General features: G+C 40.3%; 22 protein-coding genes and 2 pseudogenes. 18 read left to right on the top strand and 6 right to left on the bottom strand.

Annotation, left to right across the window (positions count from 1 at the left end):
- Positions 1-75 precede the first annotated feature (75 nt).
- Both nadB and nadA read right to left on the bottom strand, forming a co-directional pair.
- Positions 76-1,989, bottom strand: a complete 1,914-nt coding sequence (gene nadB, locus ACS8FC_RS07940) for an L-aspartate oxidase (protein WP_439296403.1) — start codon at positions 1,987-1,989, stop codon at positions 76-78.
- A 1-nt stretch (position 1,990) separates the two neighbouring features.
- A complete protein-coding gene (nadA, locus tag ACS8FC_RS07935) occupies positions 1,991-3,130 on the bottom strand; it encodes a quinolinate synthase NadA (protein ID WP_439296402.1) in 1,140 nt (379 codons plus the stop codon).
- Positions 3,131-3,443: 313 nt separating this feature from the next.
- Between nadA and ACS8FC_RS07930 the strand changes: the two genes are divergently transcribed.
- The 4 genes from ACS8FC_RS07930 (at position 3,444) to ACS8FC_RS07915 (ending at position 8,096) form a co-directional block, all read left to right on the top strand.
- A complete protein-coding gene (locus tag ACS8FC_RS07930) occupies positions 3,444-4,499 on the top strand; it encodes an NUDIX hydrolase (RefSeq protein ID WP_439296401.1) in 1,056 nt (351 codons plus the stop codon).
- A 304-nt stretch (positions 4,500-4,803) separates the two neighbouring features.
- The gene (gene nadC, locus ACS8FC_RS07925; RefSeq protein ID WP_439296400.1) at positions 4,804-5,685 is read left to right on the top strand and encodes a carboxylating nicotinate-nucleotide diphosphorylase; all 882 of its coding nucleotides are present in this window, start codon (positions 4,804-4,806) and stop codon (positions 5,683-5,685) included.
- Between the two features lie 165 nt (positions 5,686-5,850).
- On the top strand, positions 5,851-6,492 hold the full coding sequence (locus ACS8FC_RS07920) for a MarC family protein (protein WP_439261204.1): 642 nt from the start codon (positions 5,851-5,853) through the stop codon (positions 6,490-6,492).
- 317 nt (positions 6,493-6,809) lie between these two features.
- On the top strand, positions 6,810-8,096 hold the full coding sequence (locus ACS8FC_RS07915; RefSeq protein WP_439296399.1) for an NAD(P)-binding domain-containing protein: 1,287 nt from the start codon (positions 6,810-6,812) through the stop codon (positions 8,094-8,096).
- A 106-nt stretch (positions 8,097-8,202) separates the two neighbouring features.
- Here the strand turns inward: ACS8FC_RS07915 and ACS8FC_RS07910 are convergent, their stop codons facing one another.
- Positions 8,203-8,805: a LysE/ArgO family amino acid transporter gene (locus tag ACS8FC_RS07910; protein ID WP_439296398.1), complete on the bottom strand. Its 603-nt coding sequence runs from the start codon at positions 8,803-8,805 to the stop codon at positions 8,203-8,205.
- Positions 8,806-8,988: 183 nt separating this feature from the next.
- Between ACS8FC_RS07910 and ACS8FC_RS07905 the strand changes: the two genes are divergently transcribed.
- Both ACS8FC_RS07905 and ACS8FC_RS07900 read left to right on the top strand, forming a co-directional pair.
- Positions 8,989-9,237, top strand: a complete 249-nt coding sequence (locus tag ACS8FC_RS07905) for a hypothetical protein (protein WP_439296397.1) — start codon at positions 8,989-8,991, stop codon at positions 9,235-9,237.
- 608 nt (positions 9,238-9,845) lie between these two features.
- Positions 9,846-10,556, top strand: coding sequence for a hypothetical protein (locus ACS8FC_RS07900; RefSeq protein WP_439296396.1), 711 nt, complete (start codon positions 9,846-9,848; stop codon positions 10,554-10,556).
- Positions 10,557-10,788: 232 nt separating this feature from the next.
- On the opposite strand, the pseudogene ACS8FC_RS07895 reads toward ACS8FC_RS07900, so the two are convergent.
- Positions 10,789-10,974: pseudogene (locus ACS8FC_RS07895) on the bottom strand (IS110 family transposase); the annotation flags it as partial.
- 108 nt (positions 10,975-11,082) lie between these two features.
- Between ACS8FC_RS07895 and ACS8FC_RS07890 the strand changes: the two are divergent.
- Positions 11,083-11,655 (top strand): hypothetical protein, encoded by a 573-nt coding sequence (locus ACS8FC_RS07890; RefSeq protein WP_439296395.1) that lies wholly within the window; start codon positions 11,083-11,085, stop codon positions 11,653-11,655.
- Positions 11,656-11,989: 334 nt separating this feature from the next.
- Here the strand turns inward: ACS8FC_RS07890 and ACS8FC_RS07885 are convergent.
- A pseudogene (locus tag ACS8FC_RS07885) lies at positions 11,990-12,486 on the bottom strand (transposase); the annotation flags it as partial.
- Between the two features lie 268 nt (positions 12,487-12,754).
- Between ACS8FC_RS07885 and ACS8FC_RS07880 the strand changes: the two are divergent.
- The 3 genes from ACS8FC_RS07880 to ACS8FC_RS07870 all read left to right on the top strand — a co-directional run bounded on the left by ACS8FC_RS07880 (position 12,755) and on the right by ACS8FC_RS07870 (position 14,812).
- Positions 12,755-13,477 carry a hypothetical protein gene (locus tag ACS8FC_RS07880; protein WP_439296394.1) on the top strand — a complete coding sequence of 241 codons (723 nt, stop codon included), beginning with the start codon at positions 12,755-12,757 and terminating at the stop codon, positions 13,475-13,477.
- Positions 13,478-13,631: 154 nt separating this feature from the next.
- Entirely contained in the window at positions 13,632-14,240 is a 609-nt protein-coding gene (locus tag ACS8FC_RS07875) for a hypothetical protein (protein ID WP_439296393.1), read from the top strand.
- Between the two features lie 14 nt (positions 14,241-14,254).
- Positions 14,255-14,812, top strand: a complete 558-nt coding sequence (locus ACS8FC_RS07870; RefSeq protein WP_439261197.1) for a hypothetical protein — start codon at positions 14,255-14,257, stop codon at positions 14,810-14,812.
- A 133-nt stretch (positions 14,813-14,945) separates the two neighbouring features.
- Here the strand turns inward: ACS8FC_RS07870 and rluB are convergent, their stop codons facing one another.
- The gene (rluB, locus tag ACS8FC_RS07865) at positions 14,946-15,872 is read right to left on the bottom strand and encodes a 23S rRNA pseudouridine(2605) synthase RluB (RefSeq protein ID WP_439261196.1); all 927 of its coding nucleotides are present in this window, start codon (positions 15,870-15,872) and stop codon (positions 14,946-14,948) included.
- Between the two features lie 607 nt (positions 15,873-16,479).
- On the opposite strand from rluB, the gene ACS8FC_RS07860 reads away from it, so the two are divergent.
- From ACS8FC_RS07860 to ACS8FC_RS07825, 8 genes are all read left to right on the top strand, one after another.
- The gene (locus tag ACS8FC_RS07860) at positions 16,480-17,544 is read left to right on the top strand and encodes a polysaccharide biosynthesis/export family protein (RefSeq protein ID WP_439261194.1); all 1,065 of its coding nucleotides are present in this window, start codon (positions 16,480-16,482) and stop codon (positions 17,542-17,544) included.
- Positions 17,545-17,559: 15 nt separating this feature from the next.
- Positions 17,560-17,991, top strand: coding sequence for a low molecular weight protein-tyrosine-phosphatase (locus ACS8FC_RS07855; protein ID WP_439296392.1), 432 nt, complete (start codon positions 17,560-17,562; stop codon positions 17,989-17,991).
- Between the two features lie 15 nt (positions 17,992-18,006).
- The gene (locus ACS8FC_RS07850) at positions 18,007-20,214 is read left to right on the top strand and encodes a polysaccharide biosynthesis tyrosine autokinase (protein WP_439296391.1); all 2,208 of its coding nucleotides are present in this window, start codon (positions 18,007-18,009) and stop codon (positions 20,212-20,214) included.
- 27 nt (positions 20,215-20,241) lie between these two features.
- Entirely contained in the window at positions 20,242-22,203 is a 1,962-nt protein-coding gene (locus ACS8FC_RS07845; RefSeq protein ID WP_439296390.1) for a polysaccharide biosynthesis protein, read from the top strand.
- Positions 22,204-22,276: 73 nt separating this feature from the next.
- Positions 22,277-23,554: a Vi polysaccharide biosynthesis UDP-N-acetylglucosamine C-6 dehydrogenase TviB gene (gene tviB, locus ACS8FC_RS07840; RefSeq protein ID WP_439296389.1), complete on the top strand. Its 1,278-nt coding sequence runs from the start codon at positions 22,277-22,279 to the stop codon at positions 23,552-23,554.
- Positions 23,555-23,585: 31 nt separating this feature from the next.
- On the top strand, positions 23,586-24,614 hold the full coding sequence (locus tag ACS8FC_RS07835) for an NAD-dependent epimerase/dehydratase family protein (RefSeq protein ID WP_439296388.1): 1,029 nt from the start codon (positions 23,586-23,588) through the stop codon (positions 24,612-24,614).
- Between the two features lie 12 nt (positions 24,615-24,626).
- Complete coding sequence (locus ACS8FC_RS07830) at positions 24,627-25,883, top strand: flippase (RefSeq protein WP_439296387.1); 1,257 nt, start codon at positions 24,627-24,629, stop codon at positions 25,881-25,883.
- A complete protein-coding gene (locus ACS8FC_RS07825) occupies positions 25,873-26,955 on the top strand; it encodes a sugar-transfer associated ATP-grasp domain-containing protein (RefSeq protein WP_439296386.1) in 1,083 nt (360 codons plus the stop codon). The genes ACS8FC_RS07830 and ACS8FC_RS07825 overlap by 11 nt, the downstream gene beginning before the upstream one ends.
- Positions 26,956-26,998: the final 43 nt, after the last annotated feature.

Below are 26,998 nucleotides of genomic sequence, written 5' to 3'. Positions count from 1 at the left end.
GGAAGCTGGAGATTGTATCATATTAGGCTATAAATGCTGGAACAAGCAGACAAAAATTGCCATATTCTCACTATTTTATAAGGTGCTAATAGCTGATCGCGAAAGCTTATCTTGTTGGCTATATTCTTGACCGACTACAGCAAATTTATCAGATGCGTAAATATGACTAGGCAAACTGTTCAATAAAGGGGCAATTACACTCACTTTAGGCTTACTTGCTAGGTTTGGATAATCCTTTCGGTAATGTCCACCGCGACTCTCATGACGCTGATAAGCAGACTGAATAACCAAGATCGCCAATCGCAACTGTCTTGCTAATTGAAAGTAGGGCAACTCATTCAGAATAGTGGCGTTATCTTTGTTACTGATATCCGTTTGATTGGGGTTTGTACAGCCAAGCTGTTGTTGCCACTTTTGAATTTGTACCAGTGCTTGTGCTAATGATTTAGCTTCTCGAGTAATACCCATATGAGACGTCATCAAAGCTTTTAATTCTGCGGTTATTGCAGTGATGTCGGCATTCGTATTGATGCTGACGTTGACGTTGTGATTAACGTTAAAGTTACTTTTACACTCAATAAACGGTGGCAAAGTAATACGCTGACAATCTTCAAACGTTGGCAATGTCCAAATGTCATGGATTGATTGGTCTAAACTGGTATAAATTGACGTTGTATCTAACTTTTCAGTTGCTTTTAGATAGCGCGGTAAGTCAGCCGCGATATTGCGCCCAACCACCACACACTCCGACAATGAGTTGCTCGCTAAGCGATTGGCTCCATGTAGCCCTGTATAAGCAACTTCACCTGCCGCATACAGCCCTAGCACATCGGTCAAACCATTAGCAGACGTCACCACGCCACCGCAACTATAATGAGCGGTAGGGGCGACTGGAATGGGATCGGTAGTAATATCGATACCGATGTCTAATAGTGTTTGATAAATCTGCGGAAAATGCGCTTGTATAAATGCAGCTGGCAAGTGACTAATATCAAGATGTACGTAGCCAAGTTCATTCTCATTAATTTGCTCAGCAATCGCTCGGGCGACGATATCTCGCGGTGCTAACTCTGCACGCTTATCAATATCGAGCATAAAACGCTTTCCGGTTTGCGGACAATACAACCGCCCACCTTCACCGCGCAGTGCTTCAGAGATTAAAAAGCTGCTATCATCTAACGCTAACCCCGTCGGGTGAAATTGAATAAATTCTAAATTGGCTAGTCGACAGCCTGCTTGCCATGCCATCATCACGCCATCGCCGACACAGACATTGGGGGCGCTGGCACGTTTAAATAGTTGCCCCAAGCCGCCACTAGCCATTACGACAGCGCGACTATGAAAGGTAAGCTTACGATTATTAATGTGGTCAAAAACCAGCGCACCTTGGCATTGGTTATTTTGATTAGCGCTATTTTTTAAAAGGTTAAGTGCTTCATGGTAGGGAAGGATAGTGATGTTAGATGCAGCTTGCGCTTTTAAAATCAAAGCTTCCATAATATGTCGACCGGTTGCATCATCAGCATGGGCAACTCGTCGGCAGCCATGCCCACCTTCTTTGGTTAGATGTAATTGAGAGAGCTCAAAACCTGATTTTATATGATCTTTTGATTCTTGCTGAGGAATTTTAGTAAACGGTACGCCTTGCTCGCACAGCCACTGTACCGCTTGCTGTCCAGCGCTTAGAATATTGGTGGTATTATCAGTTTCACATAAGCCTGCGCCAGCGACCAAGGTGTCAGCGATATGGGCAGCTATTGAATCGTTTTTGTCCAAGCTGGCTGCGATACCACCTTGCGCGTAATGACTTGAGCAAACCTCCAATGCTGCTTTACTTAGTATCATAATGCTCAGCGATTTTGGCAAAGCAAGAGCAGTGCTTAGTCCCGCTAGGCCAGCACCAATAATAAGTACGTCTGTTTTCCTAACATCATTAACATCAGTAGTAGCGTTATTGTTTGCTCTAGCCAATACGCGCGCCTCATTCATATTAGGCAGCTCCAACGTTAGCAAATAGCGCACGGTCTTTGACAATATCTCCGCTCGCGGCCACACGTTGCTTTTGCGCTTCGGCAAAATCAAGCATGCGTTGTAGTGGTTTTTTTGCACCTGCTGCCAGCTCAGGCGTCATTAATATTTCACCGCTGCGCTGAGACAGACACTGCTCAATTCCTTTTAGGCCATTCATCGCCATCCATGGACAGAATGCACAGCTTTTACAACTGGCGCTCTCACCAGCGGTCGGCGCAGCTAAGAAACGTTTGTGTGGCGAGCGCTTTTGCATCTCGTGCAAGATACCCAGGTCGGTAGCGACAATAAAGGTATCGGCATCCAGCTCATACGTTGATTTTAATAGTTTGCTGGTTGAGCCAACCACATCAGCGAGGTCGACCACGTTATCAGGTGATTCAGGATGTACCAAAACCTTAGCGTCAGGGTGTTCTTCTTTTAATTGTATCAGCTCAGTCGCTTTAAACTCGTTATGTACTAGACAAGACCCTTGCCACAGCAACATGTCTGCGCCAGTCTCTTGTGCAATGTATTTACCCAAATGACGGTCAGGCCCCCAAATGATAGGCTCGCCTTGGGCATGCAAGTGACGCACGATGTCGATACCAACGGACGAGGTCACGACCCAATCAGCTCGCGCTTTAACTGCAGCGCTGGTGTTGGCATAGACCACCACCGTACGTTCAGGATGAACATCACAAAATGCTGAAAACTCATCGGCAGGACAGCCCAAGTCAAGCGAACACTCAGCCTCCAAGTCTGGCATAAGTACCGTTTTTTCCATGCTTAGTATTTTTGCCGATTCGCCCATAAAACGTACGCCAGCGACGATCAATGTTTGCGCACTATGCGCTTGCCCAAAGCGTGCCATCTCCAATGAATCACCAACACAGCCACCTGTTGCTAATGCTAAGTCTTGAATAAAAGGGTCGACATAGTAGTGGGCGACCAATACTGCATTGTGCTCTTTTAATAGCTGCTTAATGTTTTCTTCAACTGCGAGACGTTCGGTGCGCGTCAGGTCTGCTGGTATTCTAGCTTTGGCATATTCGATGTTCATTTGAGTAGCAATACGATTATCAGTACTCATGATGGGCGCGTCATAAGGATAAGTTTTCATAAGTGCAAGCCTTTTGTGCGGTAACGACAAGCAATATGTCGCTAAAATAAATCAATTAAAAACAGCTAATAAATAGAACTATATTAATTATGCTCATTTTGAGCATAAAAACAAGATGTTTTTGTATGTTTTATAATTAAAATAATAAGTTTGGACAGTATTAATGCTCTTATTGATTTGAACTAAGCGGTATTCTCAGTTAATAATTACAACCGTTTCCTACGATAAATCATGATTCACGCTATACTGATCCTTGTCCAACATAAATCGCAAATTATCAATCATTAGCCATTAAGGATAATAATAAAGAACTATGACGTTGTCTTACTCACATGCACATCAGCAAGGCAGTGGTACCACAGAAGTGGTCGCTGTATTAGTGTCGATTAACGAGCATACCGCTCGTGTTTTAACGGTTGATCAAGGCAAGCTACTACCTAATGGCCCCCTCATGCCATTGCATCGCTCGTTGCAAGCTGGCGTACGTCAATGGGTCGAAGAACAAACACAGCAGCCACTTGGGTATATAGAGCAGTTATATACCTTTGTCGATACCAATAGACGTAGTGTCGATGGGCATGCGTTGGTTTATGTCAGCTATCTGGGTTTGGTACAAGAAACCCAAACACAAGAGCTGCAGAGCCAAGCCATATGGCGCGACTGGTACGATTATTTTCCTTGGGAAAACCACTTAGAAGGTATGCCAAGTATTATCATGGATTTTATTGTGCCAACACTGTTAGATTGGGCAAATGATACGGAGGATACAACCGCGCAGCGCCGTCGTCATCAGCGCATCAGACTGTGTTGGGGGTTGAATGAAGCGTTCTTGGCAGATGAAAATGTCAAACACAAAGACGCTGGTACTAATTCAAATAGTGATAACAATAATGAAGGCAGAAAGTGGGTGGCTGAGCATGTACTGCTACGCTATGAAATGCTTTATGAAGCAGGGTTGATACCTGAAGCGCCAAGCTATCCAGCAAGCTATTTATCCAACGCTAAAACCGCTCACTTACCTGAAAATTGGTCGCAGCTAATAGGCGTACCCATGTATTACGATCATCGCCGGGTGATAGCTACTGCCATTTCACGCCTGCGAGCCAAGATTGAATATCGACCACTGATTTTTGGTTTGATGCCCGATGTTTTTACCTTATCGCAGCTACAAAAAAGCGTTGAGGCATTATCAGGAGTACGGCTACATAAGCAAAATTTTCGCCGTTTGCTTGATTCTCAAAACTTGGTAATAAAGACAGGAGAGAGCAGTAGCACTCAGCGCGGTAGGCCGGCCAAACTGTATCGTTTTTGTCATGACATTGAGCTACAAAGTTTGCTTATGGACAGTAAGCTTCCAAAGCGCAAATAGGTAGCAAACTACTATAGCGAGTCCTAAATAAAAGTAGTAAAAAAATTATAATACGCTACTGAGATAATTTTTCCTTGCTTGCTGTGCCTACGCAGACAAAGGCTGCGCAAAAATTACCTCAGTAGCGTTGTATTTAATTTGTAGTAGATCGGCTATATCATTTTCACTATTCATAAAATTATTGAAATAATGAAAGTTATTACCTTATCTTGCGAGCTTACTCATTTTAAGTTATATTTATGCTCATTTTGAGTTTAATTAAATAAAATTCATATCAAGCATTGCGCATAAAAAAGGACTAAAGATGACAGTCATACAAGAACCAGCATTAGATAAGGTATTGCTTAAGCCATTGGTTGAAGTGGCACTAACAGAAGATTTGGGTAGACGTGGTGATGTCACATCTCAAGCAACTATCCCAGCTGATATGCAAGCACAATTACAGATTAAAGCGCGGCAAGCAGGCGTGATATGTGGGATGGATTTGGCACGATTGTCCTTTGCTTTGGTTGATGCGCAAATTGAGTTTACTGCTCAAGTTGCTGATGGTGAGTTGGTTGATGCTGATACAGTATTAGCAACTGTCAGCGGCAACGCGCGTCATCTATTGACAGCCGAGCGTACCGCATTGAACTTTATGACGCATCTAAGTGGTATTGCGACAGCGACGCGGCAGATTGTCGATAGTGTGGCAGAGTATCCCGCGCAAATTACCTGTACGCGTAAAACTATTCCAGGTCTGCGTACGGTACAAAAGTACGCGGTACGCTGTGGCGGCGGGCGCAACCATCGCTTGGGTTTGGACGATGCGATTTTAATTAAAGACAATCACATTGCCATTGCAGGTGATATCAAGACTGCCATCAAGCAGGCACAGAATTTCGCCGGTCACCTGATCCCGATTGAAGTTGAAGTCGATACGTTAGAGCAGCTACAGCAAGCGCTAGATGCTGGTGCAACTTTAGTTTTATTAGATAACATGTCACCTGAGATATTGACGCAAGCAGTAGCAATGTGTAAAGGTCGCGCTAAAACTGAGGCATCAGGTGGCATTACCCCTAAAACGGTACAAGGGGTCGCAGAGACGGGCGTTGATTTTATTGCAATGGGCTATTTGACGCACAGTACGACCGCATTAGATATCGGTCTTGATTTCAGTACTGAATTAGTGCTGAATGAGCAATAATTCGCTCATTACTAAGAGGTGTAAATATTAACCAAAGTTAATGATTTAATTAGGTTATCTGCCTATGCTACAATGCCGCTGTTAACCGATTATTGGGTCATCGTTGCACTCGCACGATGGCCTTATCTTTTGCCTGATTTTTATCGTTAAACAAGCGAGCGCTCAGTGAATACTGAAATTATCAAGATTATCTTAGCCTTTGTGGTATTGATTAATCCTTTCGCAGCTTTGACGCTGTTTTTAGATTTAACCCGCGGCTACTCGATGATTGATCGTCGTAGGGTTGCTCGGGTAGCTTGTGTCACGATCTTTATTACTATTAGTTTTTTTACTGTAGCAGGCGAGATCTTGCTGAGAGCTTTGGGTATCTCGATTGGCTCGTTTCAGTTGGCAGGTGGCATACTGATATTTTTAATTGCTCTTAATATGTTGAATGGTGAGGGGAATCCAGTCAAACCTGACCAAGAAAACTTTGATGTCGAATTTGACAAATATGCAGCACCAAGTACCGCCTCAGCAGTAGTACCCTTAGCAATTCCTATGATGATCGGACCTGGCGGCATCTCAACTGTCATTATTTATTCGTCACAAGTCTCAGGTATATTGCAGGTATCTGCAGTCATTATCGCAGGGTTATTGATTAGTCTGTTTTGTTATTTAGCATTAATGGCAGCAGGCCGTATCAGTCGCTTATTAGGTGATACTGGGCTTAATATTATGAGCCGAATCATGGGCATGCTCTTGGCAGCAGTTTCTATTGAAATTATCGTTAGCGGCCTACGTACGCTGTTCCCTAATTTAATATAGAATGTTTGAGCGTTTAGTCACCTAATCATCTAACCTTTCACTTTTAATCAAAAGCCATCGTATTTGTATACTCTTGCACAAAAAATAGTAGAAATTCTGTCTTGTTTAAGAATGTTTTAAGTTCTGGTTTTGCTCATTTATAACTAACTAGCAGTGCTCCTAAATACCATTGATAATTATGTGTTATAGTAATTGTCCACTATTTTTAGCAGGAGTTGATCTTGAGTAAGAACAGAATTGCTATTTTGGGTGCAGGACCGAGCGGTTTAGCATAGCTGCGTGCTTTTGAAGCGGCTCGTTTAGCAGGCGTAAAAGACTTGCCTGAAATAGTTTGTTATGAAAAACAAAACGCTATTGGCGGTATGTGGAATTATAGCTGGCGTACAGGTTTGGATAGAAATGGTGAGCCTGTGCACGGTAGTATGTATCGCTATCTATGGTCAAATGGACCCAAAGAGTGCTTAGAGTTTGCGGATTACTCTTTTGATGAGCACTTTGGTGAGCCTATCCCCTCATATCCTCCGCGTGAAGTCTTAAAAGACTACATCATGGGCCGTATTGACAAGCAAGATATTCAAAAGTACATACGTTTTGAATGCCCGGTACGTTGGGTGTCTTTCGACGATGACACGCAAAAATTTACCGTGACGGTGATGAACCATAAAACCAATGAGCAAGAAGTCGAAGAGTTTGATTATGTCGTGGTTGCAACGGGTCATTTCTCAACGCCAAATATGCCGTATTTTGCAGGTTTAGAGACTTTCCCAGGTCGTATCTTGCATGCTCATGACTTTCGCGATGCATTAGAATTTAAAGACGAAGATATCTTACTGATTGGCAGTAGCTATTCTGCTGAAGATATTGGCACGCAGTGCTATAAGTATGGGACCAAATCAGTCACTATCAGCTATCGCACGCAAGCGCTTGGTTACGACTGGCCAGAGGGTATTAAAGAAGTGCCGTTAGTGACGCATTTTGAAGATGATGTGGCGCATTTTGCAGATGGTACCAGTCAAAAATTTGACGCTATCATTATGTGTACAGGCTACTTGTTTCATTTCCCATTCTTGCCTGATGAGCTGCGTCTACAAACGCACAACTGCTTGTATCCAGCCAACTTGTATAAGGGTATCTTTTGGCAGCCTAATCCAAAGCTTATCTATCTAGGAATGCAGGATCAGTACTTTACCTTTAATATGTTTGATGCCCAAGCATGGTATGCACGTGATGTAATGATGGGTAATATTGAATTGCCTGACTTGACGACACGGGAAGCAGATGAGCAAAAGTGGCTAGCGACTTATGATAAATCAGTAACGGTTGATGATTCTATCGATTTCCAAGCCGCGTATATTCGCGACTTAACCAATGCGACTGACTATCCTGAGTTTGCAGTAGAGAAGCAAGGCGAGATCCTAAAAGAATGGCAAGAGCACAAAAAAGACGGCATTATGACCTTTAGAGAAAAGGCTTATCGTTCTACTTTGACAGGTACACTAGCACCTGAGTTGCCAGAGCCTTGGTTAGATGTTCTTGATGACTCGTTAGAGCATTTTTTGAATTTAAGCTTCGTTAAGCCTAAAAAACGCAAAAAGGCATCATAAACTGTAAATCATAAATCGTTATAATGGTTAACCAAGCATGTTCAATGAATGTGTTTGGTTTTTTCGTTTTTGTAGCCTTTGTTTATAGTTGGATTTACTCACTGTTTTAACTTTGGTATAGATGCCATGCCAAATACAGCATCAGTATGCCGACTAAGGCATCTAGTATGTTCCAAGCTTTGGGTTTGGCAAATAATGGTCTTAGTAAGCGTGCGCCATAGCCTAGTGCAAAAAAGAAAAAGAACGAGGCACTGACTGCCCCAGCCGCAAATACAACTTTACTGCTTGCTCCTGTTGAAACCATCCCAACTAGCACCAATGTATCTAGATAGACGTGCGGATTAAGCCACGTAAAGCCAAAGCAGAGGAGTAGCGCCTTTTTTAGACTGGTGACTACTTGTCCGTCGACATCAAGAGCATGCGATAAACGTACACTAGCATACAAACTTTGTAACCCGTAGCCTAACAAAAATATGACACCAGCGAATTTGGCAATATCGACTACTTGTGGATAGCGTGCCGTGACTGCACCAAAACCGCCAACGCCAGCAGATATTAAGATTGCATCACTGAGCGCACAAAACAGGCAGACGAAAAATATATGCTCGCGTTTGAGGCCTTGCTTTAAGACAAAAGCATTTTGTGAACCGATGGCTATAATGAGTGATAAACCAAGTAAGAAGCCAGAGATATAATCGGGAGCATTCATAATGATATTAAAACACTTAAAGGTAATTACCAACAACTGATAGAAAGTTATAAACAATCAATAATAAGTGTTGGTAAGGCATGCATTGGTGCTGTGTGTTAGAACTTTATATCTGTTGTTAACTGGACACGCATAAATTTAGGTTATGCGCTTGAACATACAGGTTCCACACTTTGATTCGATATGATCGATTTTGTAGCGTATGAAATTTTTGTTCTTGAGCACCCAGATGCTAAACAAAGCTATAGTGAAACGCGTATTGAGCAAGCGTATGCTCACTTTAACACAATGAATGACGCGCAAATTAACTTACTTGAACAAAATATAATTACAGGGCCGCCTGATGGCGAAGGGTCATGTATAAGTGAGTCAATTACAGCTGCAATTGCTCAACTGTTGGCAGCCATGAGCAACTTTGGCGCGTGCGGATAATAATTTGGTCGATATGACCGTTGAGTTTGGGTCTTAAATTCACTTTGTGCATTTAAGAAATGTTGTTCGTGAGGACAATGGTTCGTTTTATGAAGCTGAGCACCTTGATGACGATAATGATATGGCGGGCTTATTGATGGATTGCTTAATGAAGAAAAACGCCGTGAAAAAATGCATGGCATAGCGATGCCAATTTCAATGCGCCTTCATCATGGTCATTTATTAGATGGGGAAGGGAAGCGAAGCGGGACAGCCTAATGCTGAGCCTGGTTATTCCTACCTTGGGCGTTTAAAGGGGTTAGCTGAACTACGCAGTATAATTCATGCTATTTCGCATTTTAAGTACTCATGATTTAAATAAGTTTAGCCGCTCATATCTATTTTATAGTTTCGATGAATAGGTTAGGGCTTGATATAAAAGGCTGCTATGAGCGATAACCGGACATTGAAAAAGTTAAATTTATTCCTGCTTTTTTGAGTAGAAGCCTAATTTTGTCCGATAACATTATTAACCGCCGTTTTGGTGTGCTATAAACCACCAAAATGGTGTTTCATAAGTTGTTAGCTTGCAAAAGTTACTTCATCGCAAATTTTAATAAAGAATGTTTATGTTACTTACATTAAATGAACTAGAAAAATCTCAAGATATTACCTATTTAGCACTTAAAGAAAGTTTCTTTGTTTTTCCAGAAGGAGAAAATTCGAGTGAAAGGTTTGATTTGAGATTAAAAGCCAAGCAGAGAATTGATGATATTGTAATGTTTCATCGGTATGTTATGACGATATATGAAAGCAATAAAGAACAATACGAGCCGATATATGATCAATTTAATGAGCATCATGCACGTATGTTCGATGAAGTTTCTGATGAAAACAAGCATTTAGCTAGAATTTCATTTCCCAACTTTAATTGGAAAGAAGAACAAGAGCAAGTTAAGGCAATTTCTAATGAAAGTCTAATCATAAACTTATGGGCGACTATAGAACAATTTACTAATCGGGCAGCGAAATTGGTTAACCCTGATGATAACTCTTCCCATCGTTGGAATGTAGTGGAACAAAGCCTGTCAAATTTCGGAGTTGATGTTACAGCTATAAGTTCATATGGCAATATTAATGAACTGCGAGTGGTTAATAATAAAATAAAGCACTTATATTATGTTGATGAACAACTATCTCAGTTTGAAAGTTTTAATGGTTACCAAGGTCAAAGTTTAAACTCAATTGATTTTGAATTACAACGATATATATCTTCTTCATACCATTTTTTAATTGCACTCATAAATTCAGTCGGTGAAAGCATTTACTACCCAGAATAGGATAGGTATTCGCCACAAGCTAACAATCTGTTTAAGAGTGATTCGCAGCGCGTGGCATTTTTACTATGCATTGAGTTTAGTGTTCAAGCTGGTATAAGGAAGCTTCGGTATTGCGTTGCTCACGCCTTAACAGGGCTACATAGACTCCCCTTTGTCAAGCAATAGCATTTCTGACAACAAGAAGATCTGACAGCAGCTCTACATTCGGCGTTTATTAGCTTTGTTACGCTATCGCCCAGTAATGCGCGCCAGAGCAGGCTTCCATACCAATAATACACGGTGGTAATTTAGCTATTTCAACTAATAGGTTGTTTCGTTTAACAGTTTTGCGAAATTTGCACTTGTCATGCTCATCAATAGCGTGAATACTAAACACTAACTTGGCTAAATCAATGCCAACAGCTTTAATTACAGACATATGGACTCCTCATATTTGAAGCTTATAATCAACTTCACTATGGCACATTGGTAAAAATGTGCTGAGTGGGGAGTCCATATCATTCGTTATGTGATAGAGGAGGCTCAGGTGGTTGAGTTCACAAGAAAGGAGCTAATAGAAATAGTTCCTGTAGGTATAGCAACTTTGATTGCTCTTTTAGGTTGGGGCGTTACATATTTCCATAAATGGCACTTTGAGAGAAGAGCTAACCGCCTTGAAAGAATTAACAGGCAGCTAAAAGAATTATATGGACCCCTTTACATAACCTTAAAAACTGCGCATGAAGCATGGGAGTCCTTCGTTGAAAAATATTGGCCTAATCATGGAGGTAAGTTCTATTTTTCAGGAGAGCATGAGCCAACTGAAAATGAAAAGGAGCGTTGGCGCACTTGGATGAAAAATGTATTCGAGCCGCTACACAAAAAAATTGAAAACATAACTATGGAGAATTGTGATTTATTTGAAAATGGTGAAATCCCTGAATCCATACTTGCGGCATTAGCTCATGTTAGTGTTTACAAAGCAGTATTAGCTCAATGGGAAGATAATAATTATAGTGAGCACATTTCAATAAACTCCTGGCCCACTGAAGCGTTAATGAGTGAAATAGAACCGAAGTATAAGAACCTAGTAAAAATGCAACAGGAGTTATTAGGGTAATCACATAACAAGAATTTAAAGCGGGACTGCTAACAGTTTGCTCGGTTTCGCTACGCTACACAATTTTAGCAAACTATTATCAGCTCCTTAATTGGGCTACATGGACTCCCCTTTGTCAAGCAATAGCATTTCTGACAACAAGAAGATCTGACAGCAGCTCTACATTCGGCGCTTATTAGCTTTGTTACGCTATCGCCCTGATGATTTGCGCTTGAGCATTGCCTCATTCGTTAAACAGAGTGTTAATTAATAACCTCTTCCCGATTAAACAGGCTTTTTTGCTCTCGGTCTGACCGTATTATCGTCAATTGCTAATGCACAGACTCGGTGGGGTTTACCTTACTACTTTAAAAAACCATTTCACATAGTCAGCCTGATACTCTTTTTCTGAGTGTAACAGCGCCCATATTAGACGGGCATTTTTAGCGGCCAGCGCAACAGTGGCTCGTTTGAACCCTCGTCGTTCAACAAGGTCTTTTACCCACATACTCGTACGGTCGGTTTTGTTTTTACAGTTAGCAATGACAGCTATTGCGCCATGAATAAGTGAAGTGCGGATATGTTTTTCACCGCGTTTGCTAATTCGCCCTAGGTGCGCTTTTCCGCCTGTTGAATATTGTCGTGGAACTAAACCAATCCATGCAGCAAATGATCTACTGGTATTAAAATGCTTAGCGTCATTAACGGTCGCTACAACAGCTTTTTCCCCCGTAATCGATTGATACGTGCGGTTCTGTCTTTTATAGCGCCTTGCCTAATGCGATGTAAACATAAAACGGCTTGTTGCTCTTCACTTTTGATACTGACAAAGCGTGTTTTAGCTTTAAAAACTCAATTAAGTAATTTGACGAAGTCTCAAGAAACTCCCGATATTCTGAAATTAACATCATTCTGAAATTAACATCTAACATAAAAAATGGGTCGCTTAGCATCTAAAGAGTGAAAGTCGAGAGTAGGAATGGTGACATTTTGCCTACTGGCAGGCTAGCAAAAACCTGCTAAGATACGCTATTGATTTAATCTATGCAATACAAGATAAACACAATCTGACTGCAAGGGATGAGGGGCACAGTACGTCATGGTCGTAAGTCTGACAAGAATGCTACAATCATTTGGTCAAGCTCAAGATGACTTGCCAACAATAGCGGCTCAAAATATCCAACAGACGGCAAGCAGCCCTGAGGTAGAAACGACTAAGGCCAGCGACCAAAGTAGTAGTGAGCACTCTATATTGACCCCTCCTGAGCGTGCAGATCGTATCTGTGCGGCGCTGGCACATGTTAATGACATTCAAACGCCAACGCCATTAACTGACCGTTATTTGTCCAATCGTTCCCAGATGCGTCCGGCGAATAGACCTCCTTTTGACCCAGATACGTTATGGTATCTAAAACATGGAAGCTGTCCGATTATGACTGAGCTTGTTGATGTGGTCGATGAAGCCACCCTAAATGCGATGCCGATTGAGGCTGTTGCAATACTAGACCGAATCAACGGTAAGCTTAAGCGCTATCGTGAGTGGAGTAGTGAGCTTAATGAGCAGCAACAACAGCAACATAACGAACGTCAATTTGTCATCGATAAACTGATATCTGAGAGCATTCCAGAGGCATTGCATCACTATGAGCAACTTCAACGTTTTAGTCCGCACCGTACTAAGAACAATATGGTACAAGGAAAAATGACTGCAGGCGATATGTTGACAGATTTGTTTTTGGAGATTGATTACGAGCTTGATGAATTATTGGATGAGTTGCATCAAACGGTTATGGATCGTCTTGCTTCAACACATCGTTATGTGAAAAGCCGCACCCAAAGCTGACGTTACCAACATAAGGCAATTGAGTAGTATTGAACATAGGGGGTTCAATACATAACAAAATAAGGCTTTAGTACAGCCTTATTTTTTTGTTTAATGTTTATTTAAAATAATAAAAGTTTGCCAAACAATTCTGCCAAATGACGAGGACAATCTAATGACCCAAGTAACTGCAATGTTAGTGATGTTTGTTTTATATGGGTTGCTACCAGCAGCAGGGTTATATTTGGGGTATCGTGGCATCAAAAAAGTAACCGCTCCTAAAATGCTAGAATATGAAGCCATGCCGCAACTGGGTTATATCCCCGAAAAAAGCTTGCCAATTGAGGTCAAGACGACACTCGCCCAAATCAATCAAAAAGGCGAAAAGCTACGTACTATTTATGGAGATACCAATAATGATGGCAAAATTGATGACACAGATACGGTAACCGAGACCTATGTCATGATTCAGAATTTGATGGACATACATATCCCAGAGGCGGTAGCTGATTATCGCCGCTTGCATGACTTGGATGATGGTCGCGCTGATAACACCAAAATCAAGCACTCTAATGTCACGGGTAAAGAGGCGCTGCTTGAAGTGCTGAACACCATTAATACACAGTTTGACGATTTAATTAATGCTTCGTATCATCAAGATGGTCAAAAGCTACTCGCAACCAATCGTTATTTGCAGCAACGTTTTGATGGCGCTGTCTCTAATGCTCAGAGCTTACAAATAGACGATGATAACGACGTTAGTATCAACAAAAACCAAAGCTAGAAGAGTAAGAGTATATGAGTGTGCTGATAGGTGTTGGTATTGTGACCACGATTACTACTATTTATTTGGGTAAAAAAGGCTGGCAAGCGTTTCATAAAGCAGTCGGCATTACGCCAGGCGTGCTCAAATATCATGATCGTCATGCACCACTATCATTATCTACGATAAATTGGCAACAGCTAAACTTAAATAAAAAACACTTACAGGTTTTGCCCGATCATCAGTTACGCCAGTTGCAACGTATCGATGAAAAAGTAAATAGCTACTATGAGTACCAAAAAGCGTTATCAGGTCAAAATAAAACATCAGTGGTGACAGAGCAGCAGTTTATAGTAGACAAAATGCTGCATAATCGCTTGCCTGAAATGCTGGCCAGTCGTTACCATCTAGCGAGTGTTCATACAACTGTCAATCAGATAGAGGATCAAAAAAATATCGAAGCCGATGAATTATCACAACAGGTATTGGACAATATTGAACAGCGCTTAGATGGGTTGTTAGTACAAACGCAGACGCAGCACTTACAAGAGCTACAAGTTATGAAAAATTATATCGATAATCACGACAGCTAACTTATGCGTTAATACTATTATTGCAAAAGCTGTATAAAAAAGCTGCCAATGATCATGTCTCATTGGCAGCTTTTTGCTAAGTTGCGCTAAACTTTTAAAGCTTTATAGAGCAAAGACTTAAATAGCATTTTAATCAACGCTTATCACTACGATCTCGAGTATTACGCGTTCCACGACTTGCAGGGCTAGCACTACTCTTAGGTTTTGTGCTGTTACTGCGACTGTCATTGCGATTATCACTACGACGCGCTTTTAGTGGTTTGTTTTTGATGCGTTCTTGCTTTTCTTTGGCCGCGCCATGCAGACCCGTACCATAACGTGGACGTAAACTTACTAGATCCGTTAACGTATTAATGTCTTTTTTATCCAATTCTAAAAAACGTCCAGTACGTAACTCTTTTGGTAATGAGATCGTACCGTAGCGGGTACGTAGTAGACGACTGACCTTGAGACCTTGCGACTCAAACAGACGACGTACTTCACGGTTACGCCCTTCTTTTAGCTTAACGTGATACCATTTATTGACACCCTCACCGCCACCTTCTTTAATGTCTTCAAATTGTGCCATACCGTCTTCTAACATGACCCCAGCGGTAAGAGTGCGCGCAATCTCAGAGGTCACTTCGCCAAGTACACGTACCGCATATTCGCGAGTAATTTCGTTAGATGGATGCATCAAACGGTGTGCCATTTCACCATCATTGGTAAACAGCAACAACCCAGTAGAATTGATATCGAGACGACCAACCATTACCCAACGGTCATGAGTTAGCTTTGGTAAGCGTTCAAAAACCGTTGGACGACCTTCTGGATCTTTAGCGGAGCAGACTTCCCCTTCAGGCTTGTAATAAGCGATCACACGGCGACGCTTCTCGTTTTCGGCCGTGTATTTTATTTGACGACCATCAACGCGAATCTCATCACCTTGCTCAACGCGATCGCCAATCGTTGCTGGTCCATTGTTGACAGTTACTCGTCCTGATTTAATGACTTCTTCCATCTGACGACGTGAGCCAAGTCCCATACGGGCGAGGGCTTTTTGCAGTTTTTCATCTTTCATAATCGTGTCCTTGAGTCGGTTAAGTTACATTTCGCAATGTATCAACATCATTGAGTGAGTTTTAACGTGTATTCTACGCTATTTTAAAACATTTAGCGCATAAATTGCTTTATTCCTCATTTTTTAGGCATTTTTGTATGTCTCAGGTTATCAAGAGACGCTAGATGTTAATAATCATTCATACCTTAAATGTCGCGTTCATATTTTACTGGTGAGATTTTACAGGTTATTTTCTGTTGTTTGAACCGTTAAAAGTGTTATTAACACCGTTCATGCTATTAATAGATATTTCTATTTCTCTTAAGTTATGTCGGTTGTTATTATATGAGTTGTAAGAAAAGAAACCTTTAATGTCGAGAATCCCACATTAAGTGAGTATTCTTCCATTACAAAAGTTTATAGAATATTGCGTTGTATTTAATTTAAGTGTATATTCATCGTTAATTAATTCGCTATTTCGAATACATGTATTTTTTTAATCCGTTTTTACGAATATATGTAACAAATATACTCGTTTTGAAGGATATAAGGTTGAGTAGACATCATGGTCAATAAGCATTTTATCCCTACGCAAAATTCCTCAAAAAAGTTGTTGAACGCATTATGTTTGTCGACTGTTGTATTTCTTACTGGTTGCGCGACCACCATCAACGCAGGTTTGCAATCTGGAGATTTACCACCTAATGGTACTTTTGTAGCAGAGAACGGTATTCGATTTAATGTTCAGCCGTTAAACCTAGCTACCCTACCACCCAAGCAAGTTGCTGTACGCAATGATGATGTGACTCGTTTGATTCAATCTTCTAATCCAATGAATTATCGTATCGCGGATGGGGATATCTTAAGTATCGAGCTTGTTGGTTATCCAGATATCTCATCTTCATCATCCGCTGGAAGCTCTAATCCTTATGCGTCAGGTTTTCCTGTTGATCAACAAGGCTTTATTCAGTTCCCTATGATAGGTCGAATCAAAGCAAGTGGTTTGAGTGTACCGCAATTTACGAACATCTTAAGCGCAAGATTACAAAAGTATCTTAAGTATGCAGACCCACAAGTAAAGGTTATTAACTATCGTGGTAATAAGTTCTTTATTGATGGTGCAGTCAGACAACCTGGTGAATTTAATATTGAAGATGCGCCGGTAACGCTTTATGGAGCGATATCTATGGCGGGCGGAGCAACTGAAACTGGCGACTCAAACAATATTATATTGAATCGCAATGGGAAGAGCTACGAGCTAGGTCTACAGTCACTACGTGAAATGGGTTCATCAGCCAACCAAATATACTTACAAGATGGTGACTCTATCCATGTCAACAGCCAAAGCCGTAATAGGGTGCTTGTTTTGGGAGAGTTTGGACAAATCGAGCCTATCCCAATTCTTGAACAAGGTTTGAGCTTATCTAGTGTATTGGGAGAGTCAAGAGGACTCAACGCTAGTACTGCCGATGCTGCCAAGATATATATCGTTCGTGATAATAAACAAGCGCAATATACTAATATTTATTATGTCGATATGCAGACCATTACAAGTTTTGCTTTGGCCAATCGTTTTGAGATGCAGCCTAACGACATCGTTTATGTCGATCCAACCGGTCTTACTCGCTGGAACCGTGTGATCAGTGCCTTATTACCATCGACTTCTGCGGCAAGCCTAATTTCAGATTTTTAGATAAAAGCGTTGATTATGGCATTTGATAATATTTTAGTCGTTTGCGTAGGCAATATATGCCGTAGTCCGATGGCAGCTGCGATGTTAGCCAAGCGCTATCCGCAAAAGCGTATTGATTCTGCTGGCGTGTCAGCATTGGTCGGTTATCCTGCTGACGCTAAAGCGATTGAAGTAATGGCCACTGACGATACAAATATTGACTCACATATTGCCAAACAGATTAGTGAAGATTTAGTAAGACAGGCAGATTTGATTTTGACGATGTCAATCAGTCAAACCAAGTGGATTGAAGATAGGTGGCCACATTGCCGAGGCAAAACGTTTCGAATTGGCCATTGGATTGGTAAAGATATTGAAGACCCTTATGGGTTACCTACATCGGTGTTTGAGGTTGCTAAGAGCAATATTATTGATAGTCTCGAGCAATGGAATGAAAAAATCATTTAAGTAGCGGATATGAATATGAAAACAGACTCACAGAAATTATCAACATCTGGCAATGATCGAGATAACAAAGAAATCGATCTCTCAAGCCTACTTGGGTCGTTGTTACGTGGTTGGAAAATTTTGCTTTTTTTCACCTTATTGGGGCTGATAGCAGGAATAATATATACCCGCTACGTCAATCCGACGTTCCAATCAGATGCCTTGGTGCAAATTGATGCCAATCCGCAAGGTGTCTCAGCATTGGGTGAAAACATCTCTAACTTGGTGGGTTCTGGCAGCAGTCAGTCTCAAGAGGAAGCCGAATTAATAAAGTCACGGATGGTATTAAAACCAGTCGTTGATTCATTGCATTTACAGATTCGTCTAAAAAATCCTGAGATTAACGCGATAGACAGAATAGTAGAAGATCGAATTGACACGCCTGTCCACTCTGAAGAAGGAGTATCACTACAGACTGAAACTGGCGAAGTAAGAGTTAGTCAGTTTGATGTATCAGAAGAATACCTAGATCAAAGTTTCACTCTGAGCCGATCAGATACTGGTTTTGTGTTAAGTAGAGGCGCTGATACTTTTAAAGGCCAATTTAATCAACCTCATCAATTCAAAGGAACAAGAGGCTCAATTGACATTACGGTAGAAGATCTACCGACTAATGGTCAGTCTATTGATATTACTAAGCAGTCGCTAAAAATTACAACTGATGCCATAAACGGTAATTTGACAGTCGAAGAAACAGGCAATATGACTGGTCTTATTCAGTTGTCTATGACTGGTCCAGACCAGCAACAAACGACCTTGATTTTAAATGAAATCGTGATGTCTTATGTTAATCAAAACAAGGCTCGTAGCTCTGAAGAAACTACTAAAACGCTTGATTTTATGGAAACACAAATCCCTGTCCTAAAGCAAAAGCTTGAAGAGTCTGAGGCAGCGTTTAACGAGTTTCGTAAAAGATACGGCACTATCGATGTCGCTCAAGAAGCCCAGCTATTGTTAGCTGAGGAATCTCGAATCGATGGTCAGTTGAGTGATCTAAAGCTGCAACAAGCCGAACTATCTACTTATTACACTGATGAGCATCCATTGGTTGTCCAGATTAATGACCAATTAAGAGTATTAAATAATAGAAAGCAAGAGATCAACAATACTGTTGCAGGCTTGCCTGAGATTCAAAGAGAGTTTTTGAAGTTATCAGAAGATGTCGATATTAACAGAGAGATTTATCTCACTATGCTCACAAACTATGAGCAACTAAAAATCGTCAAAGCAGGTCAAATTGGTTATGCACGTATTGTTGACCTACCTGTTAGCACTTATAACCCTATCGCACCAAAAGATAAGTTGGTAATTTTATTAACTACCGTGTTAGGCGCGTTAATAGGTGCCTTGATAGTGCTACTAAGAAGTGCAATGCGTAATGTGGTTCGGGATCCTGAAACGGTTGAGTCTAATACTGGTGTTCCAGTGATAGCAACCGTTCCGCGCTCAAAAGCACTAAAACGTCTGGGTAAGAATAAACGCGTAACCAATAAATTGTTGTCTTACTCTGATCACAATAGTGCAACTTATGAAGCCATAAAAAGTTTAAGAACCTATTTAATGTTTGGTATGCCAAGCGTTGCCAAGACCAATCAGCGCAGCCGTATCATTGTTGTCACAGGCGAGAGTCCAAACGTTGGTAAGTCTTTTATCGTCGCAAATTTGGCAGAAGTCTTTGCTCAATTGGATAAAAAGGTTTTGGTCATAGATGCAGACATGCGTCTTGGTAGTCTTCATAACGTGTTCAATATGGAACAAGATATGGGTCTTACGGACTACTTCAAAGAAGAGCAAAGTACAGCGGTGAGTATCACTCATCCTACCAATATAGACAATCTTGATTTTATTTCACGTGGTCACAATGCCCGTAATCCATCGTCTATGTTAGCCAGTGAAAAGTTTAGTGGTTTGATGAACGAGCTGGCGGCTCATTACGATTACATCATTATTGACACGCCGCCTGTGCTTGCAGCCACGGATGCCGTCCTACTTTCTAAATACGCTGATCAAGTGGTTATGGTCACACGTCATAACGATTCATCAGAAGGTCAGTTGAACTATGCTGTCAAGCAGATGAATAAAGCAAATATTGAGGTGGACGGCATCATCATCAATGACCTGCAGCAAGGTATCTTGAGTAAGAATAGTTATCATTACACTTACACTTACGGCAATGCCCAATAATTGCGCTAACACAACCAGTTGAGTCTTATGTCTATGAAGCCAGAGCTTAATAAAACGTATTCTGCAAACAACAACACTGGTAATCGGTTATACAATACTGCCCAGCGATTGTTAGAGATGCCACGTGTCGCAAAGCGTGGGGTCTTTCTGACCACAGATATTGTGATGTCAATGGTCTGTCTATTTTTTGCCTTAGCTTTACGGTATGGCGACGTTGCTAACCATTTGAGTCCTTTGGCACTGTTTTTATATGCCTTACCTCCTGTTATTGGGCTTTACTTCATAGGCTTTTATAGGGGCGTTGCTCGTATCTTCTCTGATAGAGTCATGCGTAACGTATTACAGCTATTTATAGTACTGATCATTGCGTATGAAGTGATGAATTTTTTCGATATCTTGACTGATATACCGCGCTCAGTACCTATCTTGTATCTATTCTTATTCTTTGTTTGGTTGTGGGGCAGTCGCTTAAGTATACGTGAGTTTTTAGAGCGTAGTAATGGTGGTCAGCATAACCGTCTTAGTGATAAAGAAATTCAAGAGAACGTCATTATATATGGAGCAGGTGCAGCAGGTAGAGAACTGTTCGATGCGTTAGAGCGCTCAAACAAATACCGTACAGTTGCTTTTGTCGATGACAACCAACAGCTGGCTGGTGGTTACTTATTAGGCAAGAGAATACATGACGCTGCTGAAACCGTAGAGTTGGTAGATAAACTAGAGGTCTCACAAGTATTTTTGGCCATGCCATCTATCAGCCGCGCTCGCCGCAGACAGATCATCGAAGAGTTTGCAGAAGTATCGGTCAAGATTAAACAGCTGCCAAGCTTACATGAGATTGCTGCTGGACAAGTGACCGTAAGCACCATGCGTCCTGTTGATATCTTGGATGTACTAGACAGACAAACCGTTGAGCCTGACGCTGTTTTATTAAGCAAAAATATATCAGGTAAAAATATATTGGTTACTGGTGCTGGAGGCTCTATTGGCAGCGAGCTATGCCGGCAAATAATTAAAAACAAGCCTCAGTGTCTCATTCTTTATGAATTGTCTGAATATGCTTTATATAGTATTCATCAAGAGCTTAAAAACCAGCAAATGCTCAACTCTGATTATAGTGATATTCAAATCATTGCCATGATTGGCAATGTGACCAATGAAGACAAACTTATTAGAGTCTTTAAAAAGTACAAGATTCATACGGTATATCACGCTGCTGCATATAAGCACGTACCTATTGTTGAGCACAATCCTTTTGAAGGTGTCATCAATAATTCTAAAGGGACTTATCACTGCGCTTATGCAGCATTGCAAGCCAAAGTTGAGACTTTTGTGCTTATCTCTACTGATAAAGCTGTAAGACCTACTAATATTATGGGAGCGTCTAAACGCCTGGCTGAGCTTGTGTGCCAAGGGTTGAGTCAAGTTAATAGTAAAACCTGCTTTAGTATGGTGCGTTTTGGAAATGTACTTGGTTCTTCAGGGTCGGTAATTCCATTATTTACCAAACAAATTGAGCAGGGCGGTCCGATTACAGTGACTCACCCAGATGTAACTCGTTACTTTATGACCATTCCTGAAGCGGCAAGTTTGGTGATTCAAGCGGGCGCGATGGCGACAGGTGGTGAAGTATTCGTATTAGATATGGGAGAGCCTGTCAAAATCGTAGATCTTGCTAAACGTATGATTTATCTAACAGGTTGTAAGCTTAAAGATAAAAATAACCCAGATGGAGATATGGAAATTGTTGTCAGCGGACTCAGACCTGGAGAAAAACTCTACGAAGAGCTTATCATCGGTGATGACAATGTAGAGCCTACGCAGCATCCCTTGATTAGACAGGCGATGGAGCAAAGCTTCCCGCTAATGGATATCGAAAATATGCTGTCTCAATTAACCCGTAGATCGCAGCCACATGATGTGGAATGGCTAAAAGAAGAGTTCAAATATTTTGTAGAAGGCTATCATGAAGGTTCAGCGCCTTCGTAAACCTTCTCAAATAAAACAACCATTACGCTAAATGATCAAAACTATTTTATAAACTTATCTAGTAAGGAACGTTATGAGAAACATAGAAGATATAAAGATAGCAGTTATTGGCCTAGGTTATGTGGGTCTACCGCTGGCAGTTGAATTTGGCAAAAAAGTCCCTGTTATAGGCTTTGATATCAACGCAAATCGTATTGCTGACTTGCAATCAGGTACAGATCATACCTTAGAGGTGAGTGACGAAGAGTTATCTCAAGCCACGCATCTGAGTTATACCTCAGATATTCAAGCACTCAAAGACTGCAACTTTTTTATCGTCACGGTACCGACACCGATCGATGATTTTAAGCAGCCTGATTTGACACCTTTAATTAAAGCCTCAACAGCAATAGGTGGCATTATCAAAAAAGACGATATCGTTGTCTATGAGTCTACCGTTTATCCAGGGGCAACAGAAGAAGTATGTATCCCTGTACTTGAAGAGGTGTCTGGATTGGTATTTAACCAAGACTTCTATGCAGGTTATAGTCCTGAACGTATTAACCCAGGTGACAAAGAGCATAGAGTAGTCAATATTCTAAAAGTCACTGCAGGCTCTACGCCTGAAATAGCAGACTTCGTCGACGATGTATATAACCTAATTATCATTGCTGGTACGCATAAAGCTGCGAGCATCAAGGTTGCAGAAGCAGCAAAGGTTATCGAAAATACTCAAAGAGACGTGAATATTGCTCTGATTAACGAATTAGCCGTTATCTTTAACAAGATGGATATCGATACCGAAGCAGTACTTACCGCAGCAGGTACTAAATGGAACTTTTTACCGTTCCGTCCAGGTCTAGTTGGTGGGCATTGTATCGGTGTCGATCCTTACTATTTGACGCATAAAGCACAGGCTATCGGTTATAACCCTGAGATCATTTTGGCCGGTCGTCGTCTTAACGATGGTATGGGAGAGTATGTTACGACTCAGCTCATCAAAAATATGATCAAAAAGCGTATTCAAGTAGAAGGGGCAAAGGTGCTCATACTTGGACTAAGTTTTAAAGAAAACTGTCCTGACGTACGTAATACCAAAGTTATCGATATTGTCCATGAGTTAAAAGAATATAACATCGAAGTCGACATTTATGATCCTTGGGTAGATAAGGAAGAAGCTCAGCGTGAATATGGCATCACACCAATCAGCGAGCCTCAAGCAGAAAATTATGACGGCATTATTCTAGCAGTTGCTCACTCAGAGTTTACTGAAATGGGTGTTAGCAGTATCAGAAAGTTAGGTAAAGAAAAACATGTACTTTATGATTTAAAATACGTATTTGCAAAAGATGAAACTGATATTCGCCTGTAAATACAAGATATATAGATAATAAGGAAGTACCATGACGCAATATGAACAAACAACACAAACACTGGCCAATAATCCAAAGCAATGGCTAATTACTGGCGTGGCAGGTTTTATCGGCTCAAACTTACTTGAGACCTTATTAAAGCTGAACCAAACTGTAATAGGTTTGGATAATTTTGCGACAGGCCATCAAAAAAACTTAGATGAAGTACAGTCATTAGTATCTGCAGAGCAATGGCAACGTTTTCGCTTTATTGAAGGCGATATCAGAAAAGTAGATGACTGTCATAAGGCTTGTGAAGGTGTGGACTACGTATTGCATCAAGCTGCGCTAGGCTCTGTTCCTCGCTCTTTGGCAGACCCTATTGCCACTAATGAGACTAACATCTCAGGGTTTTTGAATATGTTAGTAGCGGCACGTGATGCAGAAGTTTCGAGCTTTACTTACGCAGCAAGCAGCTCAACCTATGGCGATCATCCTGCATTACCTAAAGTAGAAGACGCTATCGGTAAGCCATTGTCTCCATACGCTGTGACCAAGTATGTCAATGAGTTGTATGCAGAAGTATTTGCACGCAGTTATGGATTTAACTCTGTCGGTTTGCGCTATTTTAATGTATTTGGCAGACGCCAAGATCCAGACGGTGCTTACGCTGCGGTGATCCCAAAGTGGACAGCTGCTATGATCGCTAATGATGACGTCTATATTAATGGCGATGGCGAGACTAGTCGTGATTTTTGTTATATCGACAATACCGTGCAAGCGAACATATTAGCAGCAACATCTACCAATCCCGAAGCCAAGGATCAAGTCTACAACGTAGCAGTAGGTGATAGAACGACGTTAAATGATTTGTTTAACTCGATTAAGTCAGCATTAGCAGAAAATGATGTGAAGTATGATAAAGAGCCTGTATATCGAGACTTTAGGGAGGGTGATGTAAGACATTCTCAAGCAGATGTGACTAAAGCAAAAAACTTATTAGGGTATAAGCCTCAGTTTGATATTAGTCAAGGTATCGATAAAGCAATGCCTTGGTACGTTAAGTCGTTAGCAAATTAATAGTTGAGTTTTATGATTAGTAAAGTTCGCACCATGCTACGTAATAAAGATACTAGCCAATTGCTAAAAAACTTTTTTTCACTAGCAGTTTTAAAGCTTGTTAATGCTGTATTACCTTTCGTTACTTTGCCTTATTTGATTAAGGTGCTAGGGATACAGCAATATGGGGCGATCGTATTAGCACTGTCATTGATGGCTTATTTTCAAGCAGTAACAGACTATGGTTTTAATCTGTCAGCGACACGAGAAATTGCAAGGCATCGAGCCAATAAGAGACAACTAAGTTTTATTTACAGTAAAACAATCATTACTAAAATGTACTTACTGTTATTCTCTTTAGCTGTATTAGTACCGATAATTTTGCTTGTACCACAGTTTAGAGAGGATTTACTCGTATATCTATTAATGTGTTTGATGCTTATAGGCCAAACCTTATTCCCTGAGTGGTTTTTTCGGGGTGTTGAAAGAATGGGTTATATAACGGTTTTAAATCTTATAGTTAAGCTTTCATTTACTATAGGCGTTTTTATATTGATAAAAGCTCCACAAGACTATTGGATATACCCATTTTTATTAGGGATAAGCTATATTATAGTGTCATTTATTTCACATTATATAATAATAAGTAAATTCAATTTAAAGCTGATTTTTGTGGGTATTAAAAGAGTTAAAAAAACATTAAAGATTGGTTTTCCATTATTTATAAACCAATTCGTTCCAAATCTTTTTAATAATACAACCAATTTTCTTGTTGGAATGATACTGGGTAAGGCATCTGCAGGTTATTTTGGTGCTACAAGACAAGTTGTACAGTTATTGACTGTCTTTAATTCTGTGGTATCAGGTGTGGCTTTTCCATACTTAATTAGGTATAAAGAAAAGTTTGATATTTTTAGCAAGTATTATTTAATTTTGATAGCAGCTATTTCAGTTTTCTTATTAGTAGTACATCAGTATATTTTTGATATTATTGGTATAAAGTATAGTTTTGACTCAGAAGTCTTTTATATTCTTATTGCTGGATTTTTAGCTATTGTTTTCTACAGTGTTTACTCTACTAACTATCTAATCTCAAGAGGTTACGATAAGATAGTAATGAGAATTACAATAATAGCATCAACCATAGGATTTATATTATCCTTCCCGCTTATTTATAAGTTTGGACTATTAGGGGGAGCTACTAATATATTTATAGGTCAATTAATTTTAGGGTCTGGATCCTACTACTATTTCAAAAAAATAAACGAGGGCGTAAAGCATGCAAGCTAAAAAAATTGTAAAAAATAAAGTTGTTGGGAGCTGGAAATTTTTGTCAGCGTATTCTGCATTCCATAAGCTTCATAAGTCAATATATAACTCTCCCGGCTTCCAAAAAGTAAGTCTAACAAAAGATGAAAAGACAGAATACCGTAATTATTGGAAAGCTGTATCCCCAGTTATTAGCTTCAAGACAGTAGAGATATCAAAATCGTTATCGGGCTCTTTTAATAAGCGTATTATTCCTGAGGAGTTTTATAGCTTATATATTGAAAGATTCTTAAACAATGAAAGAAATGTTGAGTTTCTAGCGCACAAAAGCGTATATAACAAATGGTTTGGTAGAGGTATTTTCCCAAAAGACTTCTTTCATAAGTTAGATGGTAGTTATTATACGTATGAATTTGAAGCTATAGACGATATTGAAGCATTTATTGATAAAGAAGTTGACAGTAATGACTTTCCCATTGTGATTAAACCCAATAAAGACAGTTATGGTGGTAAGGATGTTTACTTTGTTAATAGCAAAGAAGATATCAAAGAAATTATAAAACAACATCCGAACTTAGTAGTCCAAGAAAAGATAGAACAGTCTGAACTAATAAATGCTTTTAATAAGGATAGTATAAATACTGTTCGTGTAAGCTTATATAAAGATAAAGATAAAGATAATGTAGTACATATGCTCAATTCCGGTATACGTATAGGAAAAGATGGAAGCTTGGATAACGTATCTGATGGTGGAATAGTCTGTAGTATAAAACTCAATGGAATGCTGAATGAGTATGCAACCGATATAGATGAAAAAAAATATTTAAGTCATCCCAATTCAGGTTTTGTGTTTGAAGGAAAGAGCTTACCACTATATGAAGATTTGGTTGAAGCCAGTAAAAGCATTGCCAGATCTGTTATAGGTGCTCGTATAATCAGTCTGGATATGGCTCTAGACTCTACTGATAGATGGCGATGCATAGAGATAAATCTGTTTGGTCAAACTATAAGAATTCCACAAAACGCAGGGGAATCATTCTTAGGTGAATATACTGATGAAATCATCAATGATCTAATTAAGTCTAGAAGATGATCTATTTTTATCAATGCTTCATCTAATAATGACAATAAATTTA

It is taken from the genome of Psychrobacter sp. 1Y4 (assembly GCF_051847555.1).
The sequence above is the reverse complement of the archived record's forward strand: the minus strand, read 5'-3'. Positions and strand labels throughout refer to the sequence as shown.